The sequence below is a fragment of the Limnothrix sp. PR1529 genome, from assembly GCF_002742025.1.
In the GTDB taxonomy this organism is placed as follows: domain Bacteria; phylum Cyanobacteriota; class Cyanobacteriia; order CACIAM-69d; family CACIAM-69d; genus CACIAM-69d.
Genome location: NZ_LIRO01000091.1, coordinates 1 through 22285 on the forward strand (window position 1 = coordinate 1; position 22285 = coordinate 22285).

A 22285-nucleotide genomic window follows, 5' to 3' on the forward strand; every position below is an offset into this window, starting at 1 on the left:
AGCAGTGAAGGCCCACCGATCAAGTTGCTGCGATCGCCCCGGCGATGATAAAAGGTTGGGGATTCGTCCTAGCCCGTTTTTTACCTCTGGAGACTGATTGCCATGAATGCGTTGTCCACGATTCGATCGAGCGATCCCCATTGGATTGCCCATTTGGAAACCCAGGATGATGCCATGCTCCGCAAGCTCACGGCGCTGGGCATTTTGCCGGGAAATCAAATTGCGATCGAGCAGCGGTTTCCGTCCTATATCGTCAGCATTGGTCGCACCCGAGCCGCCCTCGATCGGGAAACGGTGCAATGCATTTTTGTGACTCGGGAACAACATCCAACCGCCATTTAAACCGCCATTTAAGTTGATTACCCCCGTCGCACCCTAGCAACCTCGTGGCCCTTCCATTCGCCTCATCGGTTGGTGTTGCCATCTAGATCACAAGCACGCCGGTTTGTTAAGATTGCCCGGCTGCACTCAGACAAGCCGATCGGGGCGGGGAGCAACCAAGCCATATGGGGCCGATTTTGATCACGGGGGCGAGCGGCTGTGTGGGCCACTATCTGGTTGATCGCCTGTTGCAATTGACCGATCGCCCCCTGTGGTTGTTGGTGCGCAGTCCCGAAAAATTGCAATTTGATTGGCAAAATCACCCGCAAATTGAGGTACTGGCGGGCGATTTGCGCGAGCTTGATCGCTTTGCCGATCGCCTGAAGCAGGTGCAAACGGCCATCCTGGCGGCCACCTGCTGGGGCGGGCCGGAAACCTTTGCGGTGAACGTGGGTCAAAACCAAGCGCTGATGGATGGGCTGGATCCCGATCGCTGCGATCAGATTCTGTATTTCTCCACGGCCAGCGTGTTGGGGCGGAATGGACATTTGCTTTCGGAAGCCCTGCAACTCGGCACGGACTACATTCGCAGCAAGGCCGAATGCACCCAGCAATTGACCGATCGCCCGCTGGCTGATCGAATCACCGCCATCTATCCGACGATCGTCTTGGGGGGCGATCGCGATAAACCCTACTCAGAACCCACCAAAGGCCTGCCGGAAGCCCTGCGCTACATCAGCTTGATCCGGCGGCTGAAGGTGGATGGCAGCTTTCACTTTGTCCATGCGGCGGACATTGCCCGGGTGGTGGCCCACTTGGCCCTCAATCCACCGTCGGAACCCGGGCCGCGCCATTTTGTGTTGGGTCAGCCGGCCCTGACCGCTAATGAATTGGTGGATATTGCTTCCACGGTGCTGAAGGGACGACCGGCGCGGCTGAAAATTCCCCTGTCGGTGGGCTTGGCCGATCGGCTAATTGACTGGTTCAACATCCAAATGGGCCCCTGGGATCGGTTCTGCATGGCCTACCGGCACTTTACCTATGACCAAGTTTGGTCGCCGGCCAGCTTTGGCCTGGAAACGGCCTATCCCACCCTGGCGGACATTTTGCGCCAGTACGGCCGGCCAGAAGTCAGCGGAGCCAAGCGTTAATTGGCATCCCGTTTCGCCATCGGATTAAATCAAGGCATGGAGTTGAAATATCGCGGTCTGGCCTATCAACGCCCGGCCCCCAGCATTGCCCAGGACAATCCCGATCGCCCCTCGATGTCCCCATCCAGGGTCAGCGATTCCGTGACGATCGGCCCATATCTCGGCAAATACCGGGGCTGTGAGTTTGTGCTGCAAGCGGGGCAATCGATGCTGGCGGCAGGGTTGGCGGCTTGGCCCTGGCCCCGATCGATGGTGTTGAAATATCGCGGCTTGGCCTACGGGCCCGGCGCAGATCGCCCCTTGCCGCCGGACGCAACGCCCACCAGCGCCCAGCCCAACGCCGCCCACAGCGCCAATCACGCCGTTGATCGCCTGGCCAAAACCATTAGCCGCGATCGCCAAGCAACTCCCGCGCGTCCTTTGCCGGCCGATCCTTGGCCCCAAGGGCAAGCGCCTCCCAGCCGATCGACCCTCTATCCCGGTCAGCGGGGCGATCGCGTGGCCGTTCTGCAAGCCGCCCTCCAACGCCAGGGCCTGTTGCGCGCGCCCTATCAACCGGGGTATTACGGCCCTCTGACCGATCGAGCCGTTCGCAAATTGCAGCGGGCCTGGGGCGTGCCGACCACCGGCATTGCCGATGCCAGGGTTTGGCGTTGGGTGGAAGGCAACCCCCAACGGCCCAGCCCACCCCCCAGACCAACCGTTGCGCCGATCCGGCCCGATCGGCCTCTGCAAACGGGCGATCGGGGGCCTTGGGTGGCCGAACTGCAAGCCCGGCTCCGCTGCCGAGGCTACTTTGACCACCGAATCACCGGCCACTTTGACGCAACCACCACCACCGCCCTGCACCAGTTCCAGGGCGATCGGGGTTTGGCCCCCACCGGCCAGGCCGATGCCACCACCTGGGCCGCCCTGGCCCAGCGCAACCCAGCCACGAACACCACCGCGCGATCGATAGCCCTGCACCCACAACCGCTAGGCTAGGATTCAGGATTTCCAAACCGACCGATCGGCCCCTGGGGCTGGTTGCCATCCCGCCTTTTCCGTTCCTCCTTCCTTTCTTCTCAGTCCCATGTCTGCTCAATTGCTGTTAGTTGATGATGAACCCAGTCTCCGGGAAGCGGTGCAAGCCTACCTAGAAGACAGTGGTTTCACGGTGCGTGTTGCCCGCGATGCCACCGAAGGATGGGAAATGGTGCAGCAATTTGCCCCGGATCTCGTCATTTCCGATGTGATGATGCCCAAGGTGGATGGCTACCAGTTTTTGCAGCAGTTGCGGGATGATGCCCGGTTTCGATCGATTCCCGTGGTTTTTCTGACCGCCAAGGGCATGACGGGCGATCGCATCCAAGGCTATAGCGCCGGTTGCGATGCCTATTTATCCAAACCCTTTGACCCCGATGAACTGGTGGCGATCGTCGAAAACCTACTGCGCCGACGGGATGAAGTGACCGCCCCGACGGGTGATGGCGAACATGACATCGCCGATTTGGCTCGGCAAATTGCGGAAATCAAAGCCATCTTGACCCAACGCGGCGGCATCACCCCCACCCCGCCCCCGATCGCCGTGGATTTGACTCCCCGTGAACAAAGTGTTTTGAATTTGGTCGCCGAGGGGCTAATGAACAAGGAAATTGCCCGCCGGTTAGATACCAGCGTGCGCAATGTGGAAAAGTACGTCAGCCGCCTATTCAGCAAAACCGGTACCAACAGCCGCACCGAATTAGTCCGCTTTGCCCTGGAGCATGGTCTCACCAAAAACTAAATCTGAGCACCGGTTGCCTATGCCTGGGGAAAACCCCCAAACCACGCATCTGGTGCTCAACAATCCCTCAAATTGCCAGTAACCCAGCCATCAAGCAGGCCCAGATTCAACGTCTAGCTGAGTGGGCAAGCGAATTTCAAACTCAGTACCTTGCCCCACCTGAGACTCCACCGTCAAAGTACCCAAGTGCTTTTCGGTCACAATTTGATGGGCGATCGCCAGTCCCAAACCCGTTCCTTTGCCAATTTGCTTCGTCGTAAACAAATGCTCAAAAATTCGGGGCTTAATCTGCTCCGGAATTCCCTTGCCGTTGTCACCAATCTTGATAGACAAAAATTCGCCATCAACCCGAGTCCGAATTGTAATTTTCAGCACATCTGGCAGCGGGTTAGCCTCTTGCCAATCACTGACCATTTCATCCAGCGCATCAATGGCATTCGCTAAAATATTCATAAAAACTTGATTTAACTGATCTGGAAAACACAAAATATCTGGAATTTCGCCATAATCTGTCACCACTTCGATGACCGGACGGCCTTTTTTATAAATTAGTCGATGGCGCAAAATCATCAATGTGCTGTCAATGCCATCATGCACATTGAAAAGCTGTGGGCGATCGCTTCCCATTCTAGAAAAAGTTCGCAGACTACGACTAATTGTCGTAATTCTTTCACCACTGCCTTTAATCGAATTCAGCAACTTCGGCAAATCTTCCTGTAAATAATCCAAGTCAATTTGAGCCAGCAGTTTCAATAGCTCAGGACTCGGTTCCTTCAGTTCCTGTTGATAACCCCTAATGACTTTGAATAAGTCGCCTAACGCATCTTCTGCCAACTGAATATTTCCGAGAATGCAGCCCACAGGATTATTGATTTCATGGGCCACACCAGCAATGAGGCTTCCCAGGGCAGACATTTTTTCACTCTGCACAAGCTGCATCTGCGAAGCTCGTAGCTCAGTGGTCGCGTTTTCAACTTCTTGGGCTAATTTCTCTGTTAAATGATAAAGCCTTAAATGGGTTCTAATTCGAGCCAGCACTTCTTTGGTGTGAAACGGTTTTGTAATATAGTCAACGGCTCCAACTTCCAGCCCGCGCATCTTACTTTTAATATCCGTGAGCGCGGTCATAAAAATAACCGGCACTTGAGCAGTTTCAGGATTTTCTTTTAACCGCAGACAGGTTTCAAATCCATCCAGTCCTGGCATCATGACATCCAACAAAATCAGGCTGGGCAAACACCTGGCAACTTGCTGCAAAGCACGTTCACCACTCGTTGCGATCGCCACCTCAAATCCTGAATTACTCAAGGTCAAAGACAACACATCTAAATTAGTAGGGGTGTCATCAACAATCAGCACAAGATCCGTCATAGTTAGCGTTAGGTCACTCAGCAAGTCAACAGCAATCTTTCAGCTAAAAATAATTAGTCAACGCATCAATTCGCAACTAATTTACAATTTATATTGTTTTAATCGAATATCAATTTGATCAAATTCACATTTGATCAAGTATAACTTTTGACACCAAACGTTATCTTTGATACATTAAACGCCAACGTATGAATTTTTGGCTCATTGATCATAGCTTTAATTGCTCGAAGCTTTTGATCAATTAACGGATTGTTACCCATTCATTATATTCTGAGGCTTTCAAAGCCTTAATTCAAAGTTCTGGCAGTGCCTGTGAGGTGATGATTTTTGGTGACTGATCGCCTACACCGCAAGACTTTCACCAGCTCATCATTACTGAATTACAGCACCATCCATAATTCTCACTAATTTCTATGATTAGCGAGAATCGAGGGATCAACCCTAGGAATTAACAATCGCAGCCTGAATCATTTCCTCAAGCTCTTCTAATTTAAACTGCTTGGCTAAGTGCAACACATCTCGTGCAAAAGGCTCATAGGAACCGGACTCCAGATGCTCATCTGGGGTTGTGGCAGCTTCTTGCAGCAGTGACTCCACCGCCGTAACCAACTTTTGAAGACGGCCGACCTGCACCAAATACAACCAGGATTGTAGTTCTGTGAGGGGGGGAGCGATTCGGTCTTGTGGGTTGTCGAATGAAGCGGGCTGCACCGAGTCTTGCTTTTCCAGTTGCCACATCACGCCCAAATGTTGAGCCAGAAGACTAAAGAGGCGATCGGCCTTGACTGGCTTTTCCAGAAAATCATCGCCACCAACATCTAGACTCATTTGTCGATCGAGCTGGGACACGGAAGCCGACGAAACAATGACCTTTAAGCTGGCCCATTGTTGATGACGACGGATCTGTCGAATCAGTTCAAACCCATCCATCACAGGCATTGACAAATCCGTAATGATCAAGTCGGGTAGTTGGCGTTCCAATTCTCCTAAAGCCTGTTGCCCTTGATCCGCTTCTATGACTAAAAAGCCAACTGACTCTAATAAATTCCGCAAAACCGCTCGATTATCTGGAACATCATCAACAATCAAAATAGAGCGTTTCAGACCTTGATAACCCACCACTTCACCCATGGATTTCACCGACTCCTGCAACCAATCTGTTGCTAGGGGAACATTCAGTTGAAAGAAAAACTGACTTCCTGCACCCAGTTGGCTCTTGATTTGAATCATTCCACCCATCAGGGAGACAATTTTTTGGCTAATGGCTAAGCCCAAACCGGTGCCTGCTGCTTTTCGCCCTGATTCACCTACTTGCTCAAAGGATCGGAATAACTTCTGGATATCTTTTGGTGCAATACCAATTCCTGTATCAATAACTTTAAATTCCAGACAGCAGTGATCTTGAGTGGTTAAATCAAGCTGAGACTGATGGGATGAGTCAGAAACCACTCGATTAATCATTAAGGTAACGGAACCATAGTCAGTAAATTTAATGGCATTACCCATTAGATTAATGAGTACCTGTCTTAAGCGTTTTTCATCTACTAAAATTCCTGTTGGCAGATTAGGATCTGGTTGATAGTAAAATTCGATATTTTTTTGATCTGCACGAACCCGACAAATTTCAATCACCCCCTGGAGGAAAGTTTCCAGGTGAACTGGTTTTGGGTCAAGTTCCAGCTTTCGAGCTTCAATTTTGGCCAGATCCAGAATGTCCTCAATGAGGGTCAGCAGATGCGAACCACATTGATAAATAACATCAATACCATGGAGATCTTTATCGGTAAGCGCTTTCGATCGCGCCAAAATTTGGGCATAGCCTAAGATGCCATTCAGTGGGGTTCGCAGTTCATGGCTCATATTTGCCAGAAATTCACTCTTGGCATGATTGGCTGCATCGGCCGCAATTTTTGCAGCTTCTAATTCCGCAGTTCTTTCCGCCACGCGATCCTCTAAAATTTCAAAGGAATGCTTTAGCTGAGTTGCCATTTGATTAAAAGATTGCGCCAAGCCTTGAAGCTCAACAATCTTACTCTCCTTAATCAGTAAATTAAGATTGCCACTGGCGATCGCGTTACTTGCCCTCTGCAAGCTAAAAACAGGATTGGTGATCCAATTTGCCGTGCAGATGCTCAAGACAGTGACGATCACAGCCGTCCCAAAACAGAGCCACAGGCTCATGCGTGTGTTGGCATCAATGGCCTCCATGAAATCTGACTCTGGCACTGTGATAATGATGAGCCAATCGATGCCATCTGGATCCTGCCAGGGGGTTACTTGCACAAATTGCTGGCGCTGGTTAATTGAGGCCATGAATGTATGACCCTGATAGATGGATTGAAAGTTGCCAAATTTTTGTTGAACTTTTTGAGCCGTATTCCGAATTATTGAATCGGGAATATTACTAACGTTATAGCGAAGTGTTTTTTGATCGCCTAACTTTGCAAATACCAGTTGCTGACCAGAGCTAGCAATTAATTGGCCATTGCGCTCAACAATAAAGATATAACCAGATGGACTGATTTTTAGATTCTGCAAAAATTTGCTGATATGATCTAATTGCAGGTCAACTGACAACATCCCTGAGATTTTATTGTTTTTATCAAATAGCGGATAAATCGCGCCAAGAGCAACGTAATAATTAGAATCAGTGATCGCCTGAGCAACCTCAGAAGATAAATTCGGATTAATAGTCAGGTTTTTTCCTGCATATTCATAAACTGCTCCCCAAGAGAATCCCCGTCTATATTTGACTTCTGCATAGGATTGATTAATATCAAGAGGATCAGCAAAATAACGCTGTAATTCTTGAGAACGGCGACCATACTGATCGCTACTATATTCTTGAGATAGATTGTTTCTGGCGTGATGCTCATACAAAGTAACTTCCTTGGGATTAATCCATCTTCCAGCCCCAGTTGCTGAACCATCTGGCAACAAATAGCCAATATAGCTAATAGATTCAAATGCGGAGGATTGCTTCCAAAAATAGAGTTCCTTTGCTCGTGGATTAGACAGATCCAATTGATTGGTCAGGACGGCTTTGGCGGTTGCATCCAGCAATTGCTTGGGCAGTTTCAGATAAGACTTGAGTTCTGAGTCAACTCGCTGAGTGGTACTATCCATGAGCTGGCTGGCTAGGCTGCGCACTGCCTGCTGACCATTTTTAAAGGAAAAGAAGGCAACAAGTCCCACGGCCGTCAGAATTTGCAGCACAAAGGGCACAACTAAAATGACCCGCAGTGGCAATCGCAAGCTCAAGTTTCTGATCCTTCAGTCCTAGTCGTGTAGGAAGATATAATGCAGAAAAATGAGTAAAAACTCGTAATAACGATTCGGAAGTTTATATCAGCCAAAAATTTTAAGATTTCTTATAGGGCTGTTTTTAGATTCGAGGAGCACCACTTAGTTTGTTGCCCATGCACCATCGATCTGCGTCACAGGTGATTGGGTAGGGGCGCACCGCTACTATTGGCTTCAACTTAAGACCGAGAAAATCCGGGTAGGGGCGTACGACCGTACGCCCCTACAAGAGTTGACGGGTTTCGATCAGCGATCGGGACTATTCCACCGTGACGGATTTGGCCAAATTGCGCGGTTGATCCACATCCAAGCCCCGACGGGCGGCGATGTAGTAGGACAGCAGTTGCAGGGGCACAACGTTCAAGACTGGGAACAGCCACTCATCGGTGACGGGAACCGAAATGGACGGGTTGAACAGATCGGCCGCGAGGGCATCCCCTTCCGCCACCACGCCAATGAGCCGAGCATCGCGGGCCCGGGCCTCCTGGGCGTTGGACATCACTTTGTCGTAAACATTGCCAGGGGTCGCGATCGCCACGACGGGCACTTTGTCATCCAACAGGGCGATCGGGCCGTGTTTCAGTTCGCCGGCCGGGTAGCCTTCCGCGTGAATGTAGCTGATTTCCTTCAGCTTGAGGGCCCCTTCCAGGGCGATCGGGAAGTTGAGACCGCGCCCAATGAAAATAAAGTCGCGAGTTTCGCTGAATTCGTGGGCCAGGGCTTCAATTTTGGCGTTTTGTTTGTCCAGGATATGTTCAATGTGGCGGGGCAGTTGGTGCAGCCCTTCAATCAGGACATTGGCGCGATCGACCGCCAGGGTTCCCCGCCGCACGCCCAAATCAATGGCCAGGGCATAGAAGGCGAGCAACTGCGTGACAAAGGTTTTGGTGGCGGCCACACCGATTTCAATGCCCGCGTGGGTCGGAATCACGTAATCGGCAATCCGCCCGATCGTGTTTTCCGGTCGGTTGCTGATCCCAATCAATCGCGCCTGGAATTCCGGGGCCAACTGGGCCCGACGCTCGCGATCGACCTCCAGGGCTGCCAAGGTGTCGGCCGTTTCGCCCGATTGGGTCACCCCGATCGTCAGGGTGCAAGGGCCCGCTGGGGATGGAGCCGATCGAAACTCCGAGGCATATTGCACTGAGGTGGGCACACCGGCCAGCCCTTCCAGCAGATACTTACCCACCAAGCTGGCGTGCCAACTGGTGCCACAGGCCAGGATTTGGATTTGCTGCACATCCTGCAGCCATTCTGCGGGCAGCCCCAAGGTGACCGGCGACCCGTCGGCGGAACAGTTCGGGGTGGGAGTGATGCCGCCAAAATAAGCCGCGAGACAATCGCGCACCACGCCCGGTTGCTCAAAGATTTCCTTGAGCATGTAGTGGCGATAGCCGCCTTTTTCAACTTGGGTGGAACTCCAGTTGAGCAAATGGGGATATTTCACCCGGCGATCGCCCTCAAAGCCGTAAATTTCAACCCCCAGCGGCGTTAAACGGGCGATTTCACCATTGTCCAGGTGCAAAACAGCGCGGGTGTAGGGCACGATCGCCGGGGTGTCCGATGCACAGAAAAATTCCCCCTGTCCAAACCCGATCGAGATGGGAGCCTGTTGCCGCACCACAATCAACTCGTCGGGTGCATCGGCCGCCACAATTGCCAGCGCAAAAGCCCCTTTCAACTGCCCGATCGCCCGGCGTGTGGCCTCCATCAGGCGCGACCCACTCAACCAACCACTGGCCGACTCCTGCGCCAACTCCCGCCAACAACGGGCGATCAGATGGGGAACCACTTCCGTGTCCGTCTCAGAACTGAAGCTGGCTCCTTCGGCAATCAGCAACTCTTGCAGTTCACGGTAGTTTTCAATAATTCCGTTCTGCACCACCGCAATGGTTTGGGTTGGATCCATGTGCGGGTGGGCGTTGCGCTCCTCGGGCTTGCCGTGGGTGGCCCAGCGGGTGTGCCCAATGCCCAAGCGGGCGGGCATTTCCCAGCCTTCCAGCTTGGCTTGGAGGTTGTAGAGTTTGCCTTGGGCCCGAACGGTGTGTAGTTGCCCTTCCCAAACGGTGGCAATTCCCGCTGAATCATAGCCGCGATATTCCAGTTTGCGCAGCCCTTCAAGCAGAATGCTGACCGCAGGTTGGGTTCCGATATAGCCGACAATACCGCACACGGTTGCTACTCCTTAAAAGACCAACAGGAAATCTTAGCGGGACAGTTCTAGCGGGATCAGACAGTGGGTTGAGGCGATGTTGCGCATAATAGCGCGACGAGTTGAAGCATAACCGCTCCCCGATCGGCTGTTGGGGTCAGTCCCAGATTGAGTTAGCAATCATTTTCAATCCCTTTTCCATCGATCCTTTTTTAATTAACTCCTTTTCACGCATTTTCTGGCGATTCAATCCTTTTTCAATTCCCTGGCAACCAAGATCCAACCGACGCGCAATCAACGTTCAACCCACCTGCAAGACAACGCCCAATTAACCCTTTTTCAGCATGAAGGAACTCCAACGCTTGGCGATCGACCCGACCCAATGGCATGGGGGCCAAATTCAGTTCACCGCCGACCAAGATCGCTATCTGCGGCGGGTGTTGCGGTTGGAGCCGGGCGATCGACTTGTGGCCCTGTTGCCGGAGCCGATCGGGGACAGCCGTTGGTGGTTGGTTGGTCTCGAACCCACGGGAGCCACCGCCCTGAAACCCCTGCCGGAGCCGATCGAACCCATCCAAACCCTCACACTGTTGGCGGCTTTGCCCAAGGGATCGGGGTTTGATGAGGTGGTGCGGCAGGCGACGGAGTTGGGTGTCACGGAGATTGTGCCGGTACTGAGCGATCGCACGCTGATGCAACCCAATGGCAACCGGCTGGAACGGTGGCGACGCATTGCCCGAGAGGCCGCCGAGCAATCCGAGCGGGCCGCAATTCCGACGGTGACCGAGCCGCTGGCTTGGCCCGCCGCGATCGCCCAGATGGTCGCACATGACGGGCGGTTTCTTTGCGTGGCCCGGCGATCGGCTCCCCACCTTTGGCAGGCTTTGCAATTGCTGGCTGATCCTGTGCCCAACCCAACTTCAGCCCCCGCTTCAGCGCAATCCCAGTCTCCACGGACGATCGCCCTGGCCGTGGGGCCAGAGGGAGGCTGGACTCCAGCGGAGGTAGACCAGGCCTTAGCGGCCGGTTGGCAGGTGGTTTCCTTGGGTGGGCGGGTTTTGCGGGCCGTGACGGCTCCGTTGGCAGCCCTGGCGATTGTGAATGCTTGGGGCGAAACAATCGCCCATGGGCTGGCCTCTTCAGCCGTTGATTAACCCCTGAGCATTCCCCGCTGGGCCGCTCACTCCATATGATTGCGGGATATTTAGAATTGGGTGGAAATTTGCCATGTGTGCTGCTGCGATCGACCGAGGCCATTTGCTGACGGAACAGGCTAACCCCAACAGCGAGGCACTAGATCAACTGTCTTCCCTGGAACTGGTGGATTTGTTTAACCAGGAAGATGCCAAAACCCTGGCGGCGATCGCCCAGGCGCGGGAACCCCTGGCCCGAGCAATCGACCTCGCGGCAGCGGCCTTGGCCCAGGGCGGGCGACTGTTTTATATCGGCGCAGGCACCAGCGGCCGGCTGGGGGTGCTGGATGCGTCGGAATGTCCACCCACCTTTTGCACGGATCCCGAACTGGTGCAGGGCATCATTGCCGGGGGGCCGCCAGCCCTGTTGCGCAGTTCCGAAGCCTTGGAAGATCGAGCAGAAGATGGGGCCGCAGCCATGGCCGAGCGATCGGTGGGCGATCGGGATCTGGTGGTGGGAATCACGGCCGGCGGCACAACCCCCTACGTCCAAGGCGCGTTGATCGAAGCGGCCCACCGGGGAGCGAAAACGGTCTTTTTGGCCTGCGTCCCGATCGACCAAGTGCCGCCGCCCGGTGGCTCGGTGGATGTGGATTTGCGATTGCTGGTGGGGCCAGAAATCTTGGCCGGTTCCACCCGGCTGAAATCGGGAACCGTGACCAAAATGGCCCTGAATATCCTGTCCACCGGGGCCATGGTCAAGCTGGGCAAGGTCTATGGCAATCGGATGGTGGATGTGTCAGTCACCAACAGCAAGCTCCGCGATCGGGCGGTGCGCATGGTGCGCGACTTGGCCAACCTGAACCGTGCCGAGGCGGAAGATCTGCTGGATCGATCGGGCAACCGCGTCAAAACCGCCCTGTTGATGCATTGGGCCGGAGTCGATCGGCCCCAAGCAGAACAGTTCCTCACCCAAGGGGGCGGCCAACTGCGGCAAGCCTTGACCTTAGCCCAAAGCGCCAGCAGCCCCGCGTAACGGTTCGGCAATCCCGATCCGCCCCGGCCAAGCAACTGCGATAGGATGGGGCGTACTGCATTCCTGAACTGAGACCGGAAACCGCCATGCCCCTTGCCTCCGAAAATTTGGCAACCAGCGCGATCGCCCTCGCCGCCCTTGTCATTCTCGGCTGGGGGTTTTACCGGGCCCGCCCCTTCGGCAAGCTGGGCATCCTGGCTTGGCTGCAATCGGTGGCGCTGATGTTGCCCTGGTTGGCCTTCTTTGCGCTGTTTGCGGCCGGCGTTTATCTCAACCTGGCGGGCATTTTGTTGGTGTTGGCCCTGTCCACGGGGTTGTATATCTTCCTGGGCAACCGATTGCGGGCCGCAGCGAAGGAGTTACCGCCCCCGAACCTCTCGGCCTTGGCCCATCCGGAAACCACCCCCGATGCGGAATCGGCCGCGATCGAAGGGGCCGCCGCCCCCAAACCGCCCACGCCGCCCCTGCCCGGAATGTCGGAGGTGGTTCCCATCCCCGCTGAAGACCTGAAAACCATTCAAGGCATCTTTGGCATTGACACCTTTTTCATCACCGAAACCGTGCCCTACCAGGAAGGTGCAATCCTGAAGGGCAACCTACGCGGGGAACCGGCGAAAGTTCATGCCAACTTAAGCCAAAAACTGACAGAACGCCTGGGCGATCGCTACCGGCTGTTTTTGGTGGAAGGGCCCGACGAGCGGCCAACCTTTGTGGTGTTGCCCAGCAGCACGGATCCCAAACCCGCTTCCTTGGGACAAAAGTTGTTTGCGGTGGCCCTGATGATCGCCACGATCGCCACCTGTCTGGAGTCGGCTGGGTTGCTGCAAGGGTTTGACCTGTTCTCCACGCCCGATCGGGTGATGGATAGCCTCCCGATCGCCCTGGGGCTGCTGTCAATTTTGGGCGTTCATGAACTGGGTCACCAAATCCTGGCCCGCAAACTGAACGTCAAACTCAGCTTGCCCTACTTCCTCCCCGTTTGGCAGATTGGCTCCTTTGGGGCCTTTAACCGGTTTGAATCTTTGCTGCCCAACCGCCAAAGCCTTTGTGATATTGCCTTGGCGGGGCCGGTGGCGGGTGGGGCCCTGTCCCTGTTGCTGTTGTTGGTGGGGTTGGAGCTGTCGGGGCCGGGCAGCCCTTTCCAAATTCCCTCGGAATTTTTCCAAGGCTCCATTCTGGTCGGAACCCTGGCCAAGCTGGTGCTGGGGGCCAAGCTCCAGGATTCCTTGGTGGATATTCACCCCCTCGTGGCGATCGGGTGGTTAGGGTTGGTGATTACGGCCATTAACCTCATGCCCGCAGGCCAATTGGATGGGGGCCGCATTGTCCAAGCAATCTACGGTCGCAAAACCGCCCGCCGCACCACGATCGGGACAGTGGTGGTGTTGGCTTTGGCTTCGTTAGCCACACCGTTGGCGCTCTATTGGGCCTTGGTGATTGCCTTTTTGGTGCGCGACTTGGAGCGGCCCGCCTTGGAAGAACTGTCGGAGCCGGACGATGCCCGCGCTGCGTTGGGACTGTTGATGTTGTTTTTGATGGTGGCGACCCTGTTGCCCCTCACCCCCAGTCTGGCCGGGCGGTTGGGCATTGGTGGCTAGGGCCAATCTCAAGACTTCCCAATCTCAAGACTTCATGGGCTCGAGCAATTCACAAGCACTTCATTGATTGACTGATTGATTGAGGATTGCTGATGTGGGTTGCCGCTCTTGAAATGCTTCTCCAGAAGATCCATTCACAGGAGACCCCCTATGACCCTGTTGCAACGACTGGAACGCTACACCCAAGGGCGATCGACCGAAGTTTGGATTGTCCATGCGATCGTGGATGGAGAGCCGGATCAGGTGATGGTGTTTAAGGGCTTTTCTAGCTCCCTGATGCGCCCCACGGCTTTTGATCCGGATGTGCCGGTTTTGCCGCCCGATGCCACGATTACAGCGGTCGATCGGGCCATGGCCCCTTTCAAGCCCACGGAGCCGCGCTATCTTGACCAGGGCCTCTCGATCGACCATGTGGATGCGCTGCTGGCGGCGGCCGATTGCTAGTTGTTCGGCCAGCCAACGGTTAGCCGCTGGTTTTGGAAATTAACCAGGGCCGAATAGATTCATAGTCTGAAATTCAGAGTCTGATCGTGGCGCTTTGAGGGTGAGACTGGTTTTCAGACTCCCCACCAGCCCAGGGTGACCAGCAGCGGCGGCACCAACAACACCACTCCCACCAACACCGCCACGATCGCCGCCATCAACACGGCCGCCGCTGCACAGTCCTTGGCGACCTTGGCCAAGTCGTGGTAGTTCTTGCCCACGGTCAGATCCACCACCGACTCGATCGCCGTATTTAACAACTCCAGCGCCAACACCAACCCGATCGTTAAACCCACCAAGGCCAGCTCAACCGGGGGCCGCTGCAACCCCACGCCCAGCCCGATCGCCACCACCGCTACCACCGTATGGAGACGGAAATTGCGTTGGGTCAAAAACGTATGCACCAACCCCGCACCGGCATAGCGAAAGCTAATCAGCAGATTGGGGGCAATTTTCCAAGCTTGGTCGCGGCGGGTGGCGGATGGTGAAGGTTTTTGGGGTTTCTGTGAATCGTTCATCAAGGCTGACGACGGATGACGGGGAAACCGACGGGCACGCGACGGAACATCCAAGGCGGCGCGACGGAAAACAGACAGCAGGAGTCGGCGGAATCTCAACAAGATCAAAAATTAACAGGAGCAACCGGTCGGCGAGCCACCCATCAACCAGTCCAGAGGCGGAATTTGCCCGGAACCTGGCCCATGGATTGTTATCCAGCCAATAGCTTGGCGCGATCGACCTGCGGGGTCAATCCAACCGCTTGGAGCAGGGCCGTTTGCCGATCGAGCATTTGGTTGAGTTCTGGCTCCGTGGGGTGATCCCAACCCAACAGGTGCAAGAATCCATGGGCCGCCAACCAGGCTAACTCCGTGGTTAGGTCATGGCCCGCTTCGGTGGCTTGGCGTTGGGCCGTTTCCACGGAAATCACCACATCGCCCAGCTCGATCGCCCAGTCCCCTAATTCTGCATCGTCCACCTCTTCGAGATCGGCAAAATCCACCTCGGGCGCTTCCCACTCCAAGGCCGCAAAGGCCAGCACATCCGTGGGTCGATCGACCTGGCGAAACTCCGAATTCAGTTGATGGATTTCCCGATCGCCCGTTAACCGCAAGCTCAGTTCCAGCGGCGGCAGTTGGCCCGCCTCATCCGCCTGATCCACCAAGTAGGGCATATCCTGGGCCGATCGGGCATCTAGCTGAGCTAACCAGGTTTCAAACCAACCTTGCCAAGTGCTGTCCGCGATCGCCACGGTTAGGGGACTGTAGCCCGTTGGCTCATCCTGCACACAGACGTAAATCGGTGCGTCGTCGTCCACTTCCGCCAGCTCCATTTCAAATTCGCGCATGGTTTTGGGCCTCGGGAGAGCGGATCCTAGCGGGTGAGATAAGCCAAACCCACCAACGCCCCCAACAGGACGATCGTGGTGAGGGCAAAGTGCTGGAGGGATTTGCCCCCCTTGCGCACCATGTTCCGCATGGCCAACTTCACATAGCTGGGCGGTGGTTCCGAGGGGGAAAGGTTGGGGGGCGTTTCGGTTTCGGGAGCCATGGAAAAACTCTGGAAAAGCTTGCGGATTGCGAAGGGATTGAATCGAGTGGCGTTGCGGGTGGCCATTGGGGTCACCGCCCCGCTCGATCGTCAATGGTACAGGAGCAAGATTGGCCGCGACCGATCGACCTCCCCTAAATCCATCCCCGATCGCGCCCAAATTGCATCACCAATTGATCGCCCGCCTTCAGGGACTTCACGAGCCAATCCAGTTGCAATTGGGCCTGGGCTGCCGCATCCAAGGCCCAATCGGGGCGATCGGCCCGCAACCGCGTGGTCAGGTCATAGAGACACAGGGCCACGCTCACGGAGATGTTGAAACTTTCGCTGAAGCCAAACATCGGAATCACCGCATAGTGATCCGCCAGTTCCAAGGCTTCTGGCGTGAGGCCCGTCAGCTCTGTGCCAAACAAAATGGCCAAGGGCCGATCGATCGGCACAGCCTGAATGGTGGTGCTGCGTTCGTGGGGCGTGGTGGCCACCAGCGTATAGCCCTTGGCTTTGAGATCTTGCAAACAGCGGGCCGTGTTCGAGGGGCCAGGGGCCGGCGCGGCTTCTCGGTAGTGCCGCAGGGTTAACCAGCGATCGGCCCCAATGCTCACCCCCCGGTTCGGTGCAAACTGATTGCGCGTTTCAATCACATGCACATCTTGAATGCCAAAGCCATCGCAACTGCGCAGCACAGCACTGGCGTTGTGAGGTTGATAAAGATCCTCCAGCACCACGGTGATTTGGCGGGTGCGCTGGGCAATGACCGACTGAATTCGCCCCCAGCGATCGGGCGTGACAAAGGTGCAGAGATGATCGATCAAAGCCTGGCGATCGGTCGGGGTCAAACGGTCAAGGTCAATGGCAGCAGCGGGCATGGGCAAGCGATCGGCAGAACCTGCCCATCATAAGGCGATCGCCCCCGGCTTCGCCCCTCGCTAAAATGAAGTCAATCTGTGCCTATCTCCCAGAGGTCGCCATCAGCATGGTTATCAGCACTGAGGTTTCCCAGGCTTCCTCCGCTCATCGGCCGGGCGATCGTCCAGATCCAGCCCTCAACCCAAGCCCCGCCGAGCACCGAGCGATCGAACAGCAGTACCCTTCCTGTGATGGACAGCCCATGGCCGAGAACACTGAGCATTTTGACTGGATTGCCAAGTTCAAAGCCAACCTAGAACTGCTGTTTGCGCAAGATCCACAGGTGTTTGTGGCCGGCGACTTGCTTTGGTATCCCGTGGAAAGCGACCCCAAACAGCGGCAAGCCCCCGACACTATGGTTGTGTTTGGGCGGCCCAAGGGCCCGCGCAGTTCCTATTTGCAATGGCGAGAAGCGGGAATTGCGCCGCAGGTGGTGGTGGAAATTTTGTCGCCGGGCAATCGGTTTGGCGAAATGCTCAAAAAATTTCAGTTTTATGATCGCTTTGGCGTTGAGGAATATTACCTCTACGACTATGGCCGCAATGAGTTAACCGTTTGGGTGCGATCGCCCGAAACCAGCCAACTGGCAGAAGTGGAGTTTGGGCAAACCTGGACCAGTCCCCGCACAGCGGTGCAATTCCACCTGAGCGCCGATCGGTTGGCTTTGATTCGACCCGATGGCCGGCCATTTTTAAGTTTTGTGGAACTCGACCAGGAGCGTCAGGCGGCGGTGGACTTGGCCAGCCAAGAACGCCAACGGGCAGAACAGGAACGCCAACGGACGGAACAGGAACGCCAGCGAGCAGAACAAGAACGCCAACGGGCAGAGCAAGAACGCCAACGGGCCGATCGCCTGGCGGCCCTGCTTCGGGCCCAAGGAATTGACCCCGACCAGCTTTGACCAAAAGAAAGGGTACAAGCCCCGCCCTTCTAGGGCGGCTTTTTCGATCAACCCCGCTTATGATGTTAGTTGTGAAAGCACGATTTCGCTACCGAATTTATCCCAATCGCCTGCAAAGATTAATGCTGGTGAAGACGTTCGGTTGCGCTCGTGTGGTCTACAACGATGCAATTCGGTTGCGTCAAGACCTCTATCAGCAAGGGGAGAAAGTTAGCGATACTGAAATTCAGAAACGGGTGATTACCCAAGCCAAGCTAACCGTTGAACGTGAATGGCTATCGGAAGTTGCATCTGTGCCGTTAGTTCAATCCTTGCAAGATGTTCATCTGGCTTTTCGTAATTTCTTCAAAAGCTTGAAGGGTGAGCGCAAAGGTCGCAAGATTGGGTTTCCGAAGTTTAAAAAGAAACACTCAACTCAATCCATTCGATTCACAACTAACGGTTTTTCGGTTAAGCCCAACTCGGTTTACCTAGCCAAGATCGGCTGTGTCCGAGTCAAGTGGTCACGGGAGCTGCCATCCGATCCATCATCAGTGACGATCATCAAGGATGCAGCCGATCGCTACTTTGCGTCGTTTGTCTGTGAAGTGGATCCGATCGCTCTGAAGGCTATCAACAATGGAGTTGGCATCGACTTAGGATTGACCACCTTTGCCACTTTGTCCACGGGTGAAAAGGTACGAAGTCCCAAGCCTTTAGCCAAATCCCTCAAGCGATTGCGCCGTGCTCAAAAATCCCTCAGCCGCAAGGTTAAGGGCAGCAAGCGCCGATATCTAGCCCGACGCAAGGTGGCTCGAATTCACGCCCGCATCAAGGATCAACGAACTGATTTCCTGCACAAGTTATCAACCCGAATCGTTCGCGAGAACCAAGCGATAGTTTTGGAAGATTTGAATGTGTCGGGCATGGTGAAAAATCGCAAGTTGGCGCGGGCAATTTCTGATGCTGGCTGGTACAGCTTCCGCCAAATGATCGAGGGCAAATCGATCCGCTACGGGCGGGATTTCCAGGTGATCAGTCGATGGGAACCGACTAGCCAGCGTTGTTCATCTTGTGGTCAATTGGGCGGCAAGAAACCCCTTGATGTACGCGAGTGGGTCTGTATGCAATGCGGGGCAATTCACGATCGCGATGTGAATGCCGCCATCAATATCCAAGTCGCGGGCGGGCAGTCCGAGACTCAAAACGGACGTGGAGGCCAGCGTAAATCCAGTTCGCTGGTAGCAGCCGATGAAGCGTCAACCCGTGGTCTAGTCGAGCAACTGCGGTTGTTTGCCTAGGGCCGGAATCCCCGCTCCTTTAGGACGGGAAGGATGTCAAATACCCCCTGCAATCAATCAACGGGCATTCTCAAAGGATCTATGGGCCGATGGTGATACCATCGGACAGCCTTCTTTGCCCCTTGTTTGCTATGCCCTTGAAGGATTTTGAGCAAGACTCAGCCGGCCGTCACTTCAGCTCCTCGCCGGCCACCCTCACCACCGAGGCAGACTCCTCGATCGCCCGAGAATGGTGGGTCGAGCGTTGGCTAGATCTGCTCAATGGCTATCGTTTCAAGAAGCGGCTGGAACGGGCCCGGGACTATGCTCGCCAAGGCCATGTGCTCAGTATTGATTTTAAAAATGCCAAGGTGATTGCCCGCGTTCAGGGCACGGAACCGGAACCCTATCGCGTGTCCCTGTCGATCGACCCGTTCACCGATGAGGATTGGGCGGCGGTGGCGGAAACCCTGGCCCAACAGGCGGGTTTTGCGGCCAAGCTGTTGGCGGGTGAAATGCCCCAGTCGATCGAGCGGGCCTTTGCCACCAACGGCCTGTCCCTGTTTCCCTTTGCCTTGGGCGACATCCACAGCCAATGCACCTGTCCGGACAAGGCGAACCCCTGCAAACACATCGGCGCGGTCTATTACCTGCTGGGCGATCGGTTCAGTGATGATCCCTTTGTGTTGTTTCAACTGCGGGGCCGCACTCAGCAACAGTTGCTCAAAGCATTGCGGGAGGTGCGATCGCGCCTGGTGGCGGAACTGCCGGAACCCGTTGTCACCAGTGAGCCGATCGCCCTGGAGCCGATCGACCCGCAAACTCCGATCGCCCCGGCCACCGTCCCCGTGAACCTCCAGCAGTTTTGGGACTATAACCAACCCTTGGAACCATCCCTAGTGGTGATTACGCCGCCGGCCGATGGTGACACCCCCCTCAGCCTCTTGGGGCCCTTGCCCTTGCCAACGGACGGCACCACGGACAATCGATCGACCCAAAAAGTGGTGACCCAATACCTGGAAGATGTCTATCGAACGGCAGGCCAGGCGGCCACCGTGGCGGCCCTGTCCTGACCCTCCATCCTCGCCATCTGTCCTCGTGCTGGTTCTTATCGTCCTGGAGGCAATCCCATGACCACCCCCCTGAATGGTTCGGTGCGCGGTGAACGCCCGATCGGGCCGCCCGCGCCCGTGCAGGTGGTGGGCATTGGCTTGGACGGGGCCGCCGGTCTGAGTGAACAGGCCCGATCGCTCATTGCGGAAGCCACCCTGCTGGTGGGCAGCACCCGGCAATTAGCCCTGTTTCCCCAAGCCACCGCCGAAACCGTTGTGCTGGGAGATTTGGATGATGTGGTGGCCGTCATTCGGGCCCACATGATCACCCAAGCAACGGCATCGGAGCCTCGGTTAGTGGTGGTTTTGGCTTCCGGCGATCCGCTTTTTTTTGGGATTGGTCGGTTTCTGTTGGAAAAACTGCCCGCCCACTGGCTGGACTTCACTCCCCACCCCAGTTCCGTGCAGCTCGCATTTGCCCGGGTCAAGCTCCCTTGGCAAGATGCAGTCGTGTTCAGTGCCCATGGCCGATCGCTCGATGGGGCCGTGCGCCTGTTGCGCCAGGGGGTGGAAAAACTGGCGGTTTTGACCGATGGGGTCAGTCATCCAGGGGCGATCGCCCGATTGGTGCTGAGTTTGCGGCTGCCCGTGCGCTATCGGCTTTGGGTTTGTGAAAATCTGGGAGCACCCGAAGAACGCACCCAATCATGGGTTTTGGACGAAGCGGCCCTCACGGAAATTAGCGGCGAACTGTTTGCCAACCTCAACGTGGTGATTTTGGAGCGAATCCCCAATGCCGAGGGGATCGATCGCGCCGCTCTGCCCCTCTTGGGCATTGCCGACGGCGACTTTTGCAGCTTTCCCGATCGCCCCGGACTGATGACCAAGCGAGAAGTGCGGGTGCAAATTTTGGCGGAATTGGCCCTGCAACCGAACCAAACCGTTTGGGACATTGGCGCGGGAACCGGTTCCGTGTCGATCGAGATGGCGCGGCTTTGCCCCAACTCCCGCATCTACGCGATCGAACAAACCCCCGCCGGCATCAGCCTCATTGAGCGCAACATTGAACGGTTCCAAACCAGCAACCTCACCGCCATCAAAGGCAAAGCCCCGGAAGCCCTGCGGCCCCTGCCCGCCCCCGATCGGGTCTTCATTGGTGGCAGCGACGGCCGCCTTGGCTCAATCCTCGACTGGTGTGCTCCCCGCATGGCCGTTAACGGGCGCATGGTGGTGGCCCTGGCCACCCTCGACAACCAAGCCACCCTCCTCGATTGGGTGTCGCACCAAACCGGTTGGCAAGTGCGCTGGCTTCAGGTCAGCCTCGCCCAAGCCGTCCCGATCGGGCCGCTCTGTCGCTGGTCGCCCCTCAATCCGGTGATCTTGGCCACCATTACGCCGCGCTAGATCGAGTCGCGTAAAGCAAATAAACCTGAGATCCTTTCAGGATATCCATCTGGTCACAATCAACCTGCGCAAACCCCTGGGAGGTGAGGTGGTTGCACAGTCGGTCTAGTCGCCCGTCCAAATCATGCACCTCCACCACAACCTGTTGAATCACGCTCCAAAGTTGCTCCAACCCCTGAAAAATCATTTCCTCTGACTTTTCCGCATTAATTTTGAGGAGGTCAATTCTAGGAATGGACTGCATTGAAGGAATTTGATCGAGGCGATAGACAGGACAGCTTAAGCGCTCATGACGAAAATGCTTCTTCAGGGTTTGGTCTAGCAAAAAGCCCCGCAGAAACCGAGGAATTTTGCTGAGCGCCTGCAATCGCTCCGGCACATCAGGGCCACTGGAATTGCGAATCAGGGTTTCCCGAAAGTCCATATATTCCCGATCGGTTTCATCGGGAAAAGCACTGGACAGCATGGGCGTTTCGGGATGAAAAGCGAACTCCGCCGTTCCCGTTTCACTTCCCAAAGCGCAGTTATAAATCTGCACATCAACCGGCTCCAACTGAGCCATATTTTGTGTCAGCAATGAGGCGAGCTGTGGGATAGGTTCAAACACATAGGCAGTCATTTTTCGCTGGCAAAGTTCAGCAGCCATGCTCGTAAAAATGCCCACATGCGCACCAACATCCACGACCGTTGCGCCCGGTTCCAGCTTAATTCCATGCTTGAAATACCATTGGCAATCTTCATAAATTGCCAGGGCCTCTGCCGCATTCGGACATTGCAACTGCACCTGATTTGGCAGGGTAGCCGTCGCGATTTTCATCACTGCTGTCATGGCTAGTTGATCAACGGGTTATTGACAATTCATGATCTGAATTTAGAATTCAAAATTCAAGATTGAAAGTTCA

General features: G+C 55.4%; 21 protein-coding genes. 12 read left to right on the forward strand and 9 right to left on the reverse strand.

Going from position 1 to position 22285, the window contains the following annotated elements; translation table 11 throughout:
• Positions 1-102 precede the first annotated feature (102 nt).
• The 4 genes from AMR42_RS12870 (at position 103) to AMR42_RS12885 (ending at position 3237) form a co-directional block, all read left to right on the forward strand.
• Entirely contained in the window at positions 103-342 is a 240-nt protein-coding gene (locus AMR42_RS12870) for a FeoA family protein (protein WP_099534029.1), read from the forward strand.
• Between the two features lie 164 nt (positions 343-506).
• The gene (locus AMR42_RS12875) at positions 507-1472 is read left to right on the forward strand and encodes an NAD(P)-dependent oxidoreductase (protein WP_099534033.1); all 966 of its coding nucleotides are present in this window, start codon (positions 507-509) and stop codon (positions 1470-1472) included.
• A 36-nt stretch (positions 1473-1508) separates the two neighbouring features.
• Positions 1509-2456 carry a peptidoglycan-binding protein gene (locus tag AMR42_RS12880; RefSeq protein WP_099534035.1) on the forward strand — a complete coding sequence of 316 codons (948 nt, stop codon included), beginning with the start codon at positions 1509-1511 and terminating at the stop codon, positions 2454-2456.
• A gap of 88 nt (positions 2457-2544) precedes the next feature.
• On the forward strand, positions 2545-3237 hold the full coding sequence (locus AMR42_RS12885; protein ID WP_099534036.1) for a response regulator transcription factor: 693 nt from the start codon (positions 2545-2547) through the stop codon (positions 3235-3237).
• A 90-nt stretch (positions 3238-3327) separates the two neighbouring features.
• On the opposite strand, the gene AMR42_RS12890 is transcribed toward AMR42_RS12885, so the two are convergent.
• The 4 genes from AMR42_RS12890 to AMR42_RS20540 all read right to left on the reverse strand — a co-directional run bounded on the left by AMR42_RS12890 (position 3328) and on the right by AMR42_RS20540 (position 10361).
• Positions 3328-4608 carry a sensor histidine kinase gene (locus AMR42_RS12890; protein ID WP_099534038.1) on the reverse strand — a complete coding sequence of 427 codons (1281 nt, stop codon included), beginning with the start codon at positions 4606-4608 and terminating at the stop codon, positions 3328-3330.
• A gap of 441 nt (positions 4609-5049) precedes the next feature.
• Positions 5050-7869, reverse strand: a complete 2820-nt coding sequence (locus tag AMR42_RS12895) for a hybrid sensor histidine kinase/response regulator (protein ID WP_099534039.1) — start codon at positions 7867-7869, stop codon at positions 5050-5052.
• A 301-nt stretch (positions 7870-8170) separates the two neighbouring features.
• Complete coding sequence (gene glmS, locus AMR42_RS12900; RefSeq protein WP_099534041.1) at positions 8171-10084, reverse strand: glutamine--fructose-6-phosphate transaminase (isomerizing); 1914 nt, start codon at positions 10082-10084, stop codon at positions 8171-8173.
• A 136-nt stretch (positions 10085-10220) separates the two neighbouring features.
• Positions 10221-10361, reverse strand: coding sequence for a hypothetical protein (locus AMR42_RS20540; protein ID WP_158234471.1), 141 nt, complete (start codon positions 10359-10361; stop codon positions 10221-10223).
• Positions 10362-10407: 46 nt separating this feature from the next.
• Here AMR42_RS20540 and AMR42_RS12905 point away from each other — a divergent pair, with 46 nt between their 5' ends.
• From AMR42_RS12905 to AMR42_RS12920, 4 genes are all read left to right on the forward strand, one after another.
• Complete coding sequence (locus AMR42_RS12905) at positions 10408-11217, forward strand: 16S rRNA (uracil(1498)-N(3))-methyltransferase (protein WP_099534043.1); 810 nt, start codon at positions 10408-10410, stop codon at positions 11215-11217.
• A 73-nt stretch (positions 11218-11290) separates the two neighbouring features.
• Positions 11291-12232 carry an N-acetylmuramic acid 6-phosphate etherase gene (murQ, locus tag AMR42_RS12910; protein ID WP_099534045.1) on the forward strand — a complete coding sequence of 314 codons (942 nt, stop codon included), beginning with the start codon at positions 11291-11293 and terminating at the stop codon, positions 12230-12232.
• Between the two features lie 86 nt (positions 12233-12318).
• Entirely contained in the window at positions 12319-13830 is a 1512-nt protein-coding gene (locus AMR42_RS12915) for a site-2 protease family protein (protein WP_099534047.1), read from the forward strand.
• Positions 13831-13980: 150 nt separating this feature from the next.
• Positions 13981-14274 (forward strand): hypothetical protein, encoded by a 294-nt coding sequence (locus AMR42_RS12920; protein WP_099534049.1) that lies wholly within the window; start codon positions 13981-13983, stop codon positions 14272-14274.
• Between the two features lie 113 nt (positions 14275-14387).
• On the opposite strand, the gene AMR42_RS12925 is transcribed toward AMR42_RS12920, so the two are convergent.
• From AMR42_RS12925 to AMR42_RS12940, 4 genes are all read right to left on the reverse strand, one after another.
• On the reverse strand, positions 14388-14831 hold the full coding sequence (locus AMR42_RS12925) for a diacylglycerol kinase family protein (protein WP_099534051.1): 444 nt from the start codon (positions 14829-14831) through the stop codon (positions 14388-14390).
• Between the two features lie 191 nt (positions 14832-15022).
• The gene (ybeY, locus tag AMR42_RS12930; RefSeq protein WP_234406990.1) at positions 15023-15658 is read right to left on the reverse strand and encodes an rRNA maturation RNase YbeY; all 636 of its coding nucleotides are present in this window, start codon (positions 15656-15658) and stop codon (positions 15023-15025) included.
• Positions 15659-15684: 26 nt separating this feature from the next.
• Entirely contained in the window at positions 15685-15861 is a 177-nt protein-coding gene (locus AMR42_RS12935) for a DUF3285 domain-containing protein (RefSeq protein ID WP_099534142.1), read from the reverse strand.
• Positions 15862-15995: 134 nt separating this feature from the next.
• The gene (locus tag AMR42_RS12940; RefSeq protein WP_099534053.1) at positions 15996-16727 is read right to left on the reverse strand and encodes an RNA methyltransferase; all 732 of its coding nucleotides are present in this window, start codon (positions 16725-16727) and stop codon (positions 15996-15998) included.
• Positions 16728-16834: 107 nt separating this feature from the next.
• On the opposite strand from AMR42_RS12940, the gene AMR42_RS12945 reads away from it, so the two are divergent.
• The 4 genes from AMR42_RS12945 to cbiE all read left to right on the forward strand — a co-directional run bounded on the left by AMR42_RS12945 (position 16835) and on the right by cbiE (position 21383).
• The gene (locus AMR42_RS12945) at positions 16835-17668 is read left to right on the forward strand and encodes a Uma2 family endonuclease (RefSeq protein WP_099534143.1); all 834 of its coding nucleotides are present in this window, start codon (positions 16835-16837) and stop codon (positions 17666-17668) included.
• A 71-nt stretch (positions 17669-17739) separates the two neighbouring features.
• A complete protein-coding gene (locus AMR42_RS12950; protein WP_099534144.1) occupies positions 17740-18948 on the forward strand; it encodes an RNA-guided endonuclease TnpB family protein in 1209 nt (402 codons plus the stop codon).
• Between the two features lie 131 nt (positions 18949-19079).
• Positions 19080-20000, forward strand: a complete 921-nt coding sequence (locus tag AMR42_RS12955; RefSeq protein WP_099534055.1) for an SWIM zinc finger family protein — start codon at positions 19080-19082, stop codon at positions 19998-20000.
• A gap of 57 nt (positions 20001-20057) precedes the next feature.
• On the forward strand, positions 20058-21383 hold the full coding sequence (gene cbiE / locus AMR42_RS12960; RefSeq protein ID WP_099534056.1) for a precorrin-6y C5,15-methyltransferase (decarboxylating) subunit CbiE: 1326 nt from the start codon (positions 20058-20060) through the stop codon (positions 21381-21383).
• On the opposite strand, the gene AMR42_RS12965 is transcribed toward cbiE, so the two are convergent.
• On the reverse strand, positions 21370-22212 hold the full coding sequence (locus AMR42_RS12965; protein ID WP_099534058.1) for an FkbM family methyltransferase: 843 nt from the start codon (positions 22210-22212) through the stop codon (positions 21370-21372). The genes cbiE and AMR42_RS12965 overlap by 14 nt on opposite strands.
• Between the last annotated feature and the right edge of the window lie 73 nt (positions 22213-22285).

What these genes read in the sequence shown, in the direction of transcription:
- AMR42_RS12880 (WP_099534035.1), top strand. Translation starts at nt 1,509, where the DNA reads ATGGAGTTGAAATATCGCGGTCTGGCCTATCAACGCCCGGCCCCCAGC.
- cbiE (WP_099534056.1), top strand. Translation starts at nt 20,058, where the DNA reads ATGACCACCCCCCTGAATGGTTCGGTGCGCGGTGAACGCCCGATCGGG.
- AMR42_RS12875 (WP_099534033.1), top strand. Translation starts at nt 507, where the DNA reads ATGGGGCCGATTTTGATCACGGGGGCGAGCGGCTGTGTGGGCCACTAT.
- AMR42_RS12965 (WP_099534058.1), bottom strand. Translation starts at nt 22,212, where the DNA reads ATGACAGCAGTGATGAAAATCGCGACGGCTACCCTGCCAAATCAGGTG.
- AMR42_RS12935 (WP_099534142.1), bottom strand. Translation starts at nt 15,861, where the DNA reads ATGGCTCCCGAAACCGAAACGCCCCCCAACCTTTCCCCCTCGGAACCA.
- AMR42_RS12915 (WP_099534047.1), top strand. Translation starts at nt 12,319, where the DNA reads ATGCCCCTTGCCTCCGAAAATTTGGCAACCAGCGCGATCGCCCTCGCC.
- AMR42_RS12885 (WP_099534036.1), top strand. Translation starts at nt 2,545, where the DNA reads ATGTCTGCTCAATTGCTGTTAGTTGATGATGAACCCAGTCTCCGGGAA.
- AMR42_RS12955 (WP_099534055.1), top strand. Translation starts at nt 19,080, where the DNA reads ATGCCCTTGAAGGATTTTGAGCAAGACTCAGCCGGCCGTCACTTCAGC.
- AMR42_RS12870 (WP_099534029.1), top strand. Translation starts at nt 103, where the DNA reads ATGAATGCGTTGTCCACGATTCGATCGAGCGATCCCCATTGGATTGCC.
- AMR42_RS12920 (WP_099534049.1), top strand. Translation starts at nt 13,981, where the DNA reads ATGACCCTGTTGCAACGACTGGAACGCTACACCCAAGGGCGATCGACC.
- AMR42_RS12925 (WP_099534051.1), bottom strand. Translation starts at nt 14,831, where the DNA reads ATGAACGATTCACAGAAACCCCAAAAACCTTCACCATCCGCCACCCGC.
- AMR42_RS12940 (WP_099534053.1), bottom strand. Translation starts at nt 16,727, where the DNA reads ATGCCCGCTGCTGCCATTGACCTTGACCGTTTGACCCCGACCGATCGC.
- murQ (WP_099534045.1), top strand. Translation starts at nt 11,291, where the DNA reads ATGTGTGCTGCTGCGATCGACCGAGGCCATTTGCTGACGGAACAGGCT.
- AMR42_RS12945 (WP_099534143.1), top strand. Translation starts at nt 16,835, where the DNA reads ATGGTTATCAGCACTGAGGTTTCCCAGGCTTCCTCCGCTCATCGGCCG.
- AMR42_RS12905 (WP_099534043.1), top strand. Translation starts at nt 10,408, where the DNA reads ATGAAGGAACTCCAACGCTTGGCGATCGACCCGACCCAATGGCATGGG.
- AMR42_RS12890 (WP_099534038.1), bottom strand. Translation starts at nt 4,608, where the DNA reads ATGACGGATCTTGTGCTGATTGTTGATGACACCCCTACTAATTTAGAT.
- ybeY (WP_234406990.1), bottom strand. Translation starts at nt 15,658, where the DNA reads ATGCGCGAATTTGAAATGGAGCTGGCGGAAGTGGACGACGACGCACCG.